At 41.5% G+C, this 4,031-nt stretch carries 3 protein-coding genes; 2 read left to right on the top strand and 1 reads right to left on the bottom strand.

Translation table 11 applies throughout. The features are described from left to right. Positions 1-625, top strand: a 625-nt coding sequence (locus ABWY16_RS03820) for an SDR family NAD(P)-dependent oxidoreductase (protein WP_353903329.1), incomplete at its 5' end; no start/stop codon positions are given. A 33-nt stretch (positions 626-658) separates the two neighbouring features. On the opposite strand, the gene ABWY16_RS03815 is transcribed toward ABWY16_RS03820, so the two are convergent. Continuing rightward, positions 659-1,405, bottom strand: a complete 747-nt coding sequence (locus ABWY16_RS03815; RefSeq protein ID WP_353903328.1) for a hypothetical protein — start codon at positions 1,403-1,405, stop codon at positions 659-661. Positions 1,406-2,275: 870 nt separating this feature from the next. Between ABWY16_RS03815 and ABWY16_RS03810 the strand changes: the two genes are divergently transcribed. Next, the coding region (locus tag ABWY16_RS03810) for a SusC/RagA family TonB-linked outer membrane protein (protein ID WP_353903327.1) at positions 2,276-4,031 on the top strand (1,756 nt) is incomplete at its 3' end.

Genomic DNA, 4,031 nt, shown 5'->3' with positions numbered 1-4,031 from the left:
AGCCACTATGCGTTCTCCTGAAAAAGAAACGGAACTCAATCAACTGGAAAATGTAACGCTTTTACCGCTTGACGTTACCAACATTCAACAAATAGAAACGACTGTAAAGGCAGCCATTCATCTCAGAGATATTGATGTGGTATTTAATAATGCTGGTTATGGATTGGTCGGTTCATTAGAGTCATATACTGAAGAGCAGATCAGAAGTCAGTTTGAAACTAATTTCTTTGGCGTAATTGAAGTTACACAGGCATTCATCGATTTACTGAAAGTGGCTGAACAGCCAAGAATTGTAAACGTGACATCAGGACTGGGCTCTATCACATTACACAATGACCCCTCATGGAGATACTATCAGGTAAAAGCTGCAGCGTACTTCCCTTCTAAAGCAGCATTGAATGCTTACAGTACCGTATTAGCGTACGATCTGCGCGACACAGCGTTTAAAGTTAACGTAGTTGACCCTGGTTATACAGCTACAGATTTTAACCACCACTCCGGACCGGGTACGGTTGAGGATGCCGCAGCAAGAGTAGTGAAAGCAGCAGTATTGGGGGCAGATGGCCCTACAGGACAATTCTTTAGTGATGACAATTCACCAGAAACAGGAATCAGTCCCTGGTAAATATATAACCCCGGAGTTGCTTGGGCTCCGGGGTTATTTCTTTTTCTTTAACCCACCCACATTTATTACCGCGCCTACGCTAAAAATAGAGTTCCCGGCGGTCATATACTTGCGGTTTTTTAAGCCGATATTGCTACTTGTAGTGTATTGCAGCTGAACGGCATCACTCAGGCGCATCCTTGTAAAAAAGATAGGTTCCAGATAAATATTATCCTCTTTGGGCGTAACGATACCGTTGATGAAAAAGTTATCCATATTGACATGGCTGATCCGAAATGCAGTCCCATAGTTGAGGGGATAGTTGTTGCCAAAAAGATGAAAATTCTTGTTTTTCTTTGAACTGTAGTTGACCTGCAGGAAGGTCTTGCTGAAATCCGTCATCTGCCGTTCTGAACTGATCAGGTTTCCGGAATCAAAAGTCCTGAAGCTCCGGTCTGTTTTCCCGGTACCTACGCCGGCATAAATCTCCAGTATCCTGTTCTTATCCGGACCAAAAGTGGTAAAATATCCTCCCCCAATCTCTACCATTTTGGTATTGAAATCTTTACGGTGGCGCTCACTGTTCATATACTCCCCTCCTGCCAGCAAGCCGATATGATTGGAAACCGCATAAGCCCCGTTGAAGTTGGCATTGCCCCTAAGGGAAATATGTGCACCTCCACTGAATTCTCCCTGTGAGCTTAACATCGGAGTATTTGGCACGTTGGGCATATATACTGATGAACAGGAAGAGAGGAATAACAGGGCAATTGAAGAGATGAATCTAAACGGTTTAAACATTGGATAAAGTTATTCAGATAAAATAAACTATCAGCATATATGCATTGCAGCAAATTCCTGACGGCAAAGCCAGGTGCTGTTTTTTAACTGCTGAAATACGCTAAAAACAAGGCCAAAATGTACAAAAAATAAAAAGAAATTGAATTCATCAAAATCTGCTGTCTTCGATACGATTTTATCTGGATATTATATTAACCGTTAGTTTTACGCTTAAACATTTTAGCATGCTATACTAATGTGAGCCATAATAAGCCCTATAATTACCACTGATACTATTTTATCATAGTGTAAAGTTAACACTAAATAAAAATATTTCTAAATCATTCAAAATTATAGCTCTAAACACCTACTTTTATCGATTTTTTGGCGTAACATATAAAATTATAACATTGTATATCAATGAATTATAAAATATTTTAACAAAATTTAACATTTTACATACAGGTAATTACTATAACTTATAGCTTTGAGATAGTGTTAAAAACACAATATCATATTCTAACCAAATATAACCTGTATGACTTTTTTTCGAGCTCTTAACCGACCCGTTTGTGCTGGACAATTGATTAAAAAACCGAATATTAACCTATATGTTTTCCAGAACGAGCCGATAATTGAGGCCCGTGATACGATAAAAAAAATATTTCTGTAAGTGTTGTTTTTACACAAACGATTTATTATTTTAGATTTACCGTTTTAGTAGTAACCAGATGTTTGCTACAAAACCTATGCTGCCGTTCCTGTTTGTTATTTTTTTGCCGCTACATTTCCTGTAAAAGACAAAGTACTATTTAACTAAATAACCTGAACACTAATTCCTCCATATGTAGCTAAAAATCTTACACCCTTTAATTTACCAAATATATTCTTATGCAACGAAAACTACCACTTATCAAGGGGATTGGAATCCTTTTGCTCATGAGTCTGTGCCTTAGTTTTAACCTGAAGGCCCAAACCAAAGTAACCGGAAAAGTTATAGCCGGCGACGACCAGTCTCCTGTTCCGGGGGCATCCATCAAAATCAAAAACGCTCCCGGGGGCACCACAACCGATGCAAACGGTATTTTTGCCCTGAACGTACCTCAAAATGCAGTCCTCGTTATCTCTTTCGTTGGTTACAACAACAAAGAAGTACCTGTAGGAGGCCAGTCAAACCTAAACATTACACTCGATCCTATTAAAAATGACCTTACCGAGGTAGTTGTAACAGGTTACAGCTCCCAGCGCAAAAAGGATTTAACAGGTGCCGTAGCTGTAGTGAACATTGCCCAATTGAAATCGCAGCCTGCTGCCAGTGCAATTGAGTCACTGCAGGGTAAAGCGGCCGGTGTGGCCATCATTACCGATGGAGCACCAGGTTCTACCCCTCAGATCAGGGTCCGCGGTACTACTACAATCAACAATAATGATCCATTATATGTGATTGACGGTGTGCCTTATGAAGGAAAACTTTCCTGGTTGAGCCAGAACGATATCGAAAGCATGCAGGTACTGAAAGATGCATCCTCATCTTCTATCTACGGTGCACGTGCCAACAACGGTGTTGTAATCATTACTACTAAAAAAGGTGCCCTGGGTGCACCAAAAATATCACTGGACAGCTATTATGGTATCCAGACGCCAAGAAAAGGTTCTTTCCCTAAAATGATGTCGCCGCAGCAATATGCCGACTACCTGTTTTTAGGTTACAGAAATGCAGGTTTAACCCCATCAACAGGTACAAACTATGGTACCGGAAGCAGCCCTACACTACCTACATACCTGCTGGCAGGATCTGCAACAGGACAAAACATCACTGCAGCTGATGCTGACCCTTCTAAATACAATTACAGCAGGGATCCAAATACATTCTACCAGATCACCCGCGCCAACCAGCAGGGAACTGACTGGTTTGATGAAATGACCGAAAGTGCGCCGACACAAAGTTATCAGCTGAGCGCTACAGGCGGTGGCGAAAACGCTACATACAGTTTCGGAGGCGGTTACCTGAAGCAAGATGGAACAATTAAAAACACTGGTTTTACCCGTTACAACTTCAGGTCAAATACCCAGTTTACTGCGCTGAACAACAAACTGCGCTTCGGTGAAAACGCACAATACAGTTATTCCGAAGGTTTTGGTTTTGGTGTAAACCCAAACGTAGCCGGAGAGTATCAGGATGAAGGCAGTCCTATATCATGGGCCTACCGTATTCCAACAATCATCCCCGTATATGATATCATGGGCAACTTTGCAGGCAGCCGCGGAAGTGGATTGGGAAATGCTGAAAACCCGGTTGCTGTTTTATACCGCGCAAAAGACAACTTAAACAGAAGTAACTTCTTCTTCGGAAACGTGTTTGGCGAATATGACATCATCCCGGGATTAACCGCACGTACAAGCTTTGGATTACGTTACGAAAACTACAACGGACAAACGTTACGCTACCCCAACCTTGAATTTCTGGAAGGAAACAACTCGAACAACCTGAATGAATACCAGGGTTATACTACTGAGTGGACATGGACAAATACTTTGAACTATAAAAAGACTCTGGGTAAACATATATTCAGCGTTCTGGCTGGTACAGAAGCTATCCGCAACCGTAACAGACAGCTGAATGCCGGAAGGAACGACTTCTTCCTGC

The sequence above is a fragment of the Pedobacter sp. genome (assembly GCF_040513095.1).
Lineage (GTDB): Bacteria > Bacteroidota > Bacteroidia > Sphingobacteriales > Sphingobacteriaceae > Pedobacter.
This window is presented reverse-complemented; position numbering and strand designations above follow the sequence as displayed.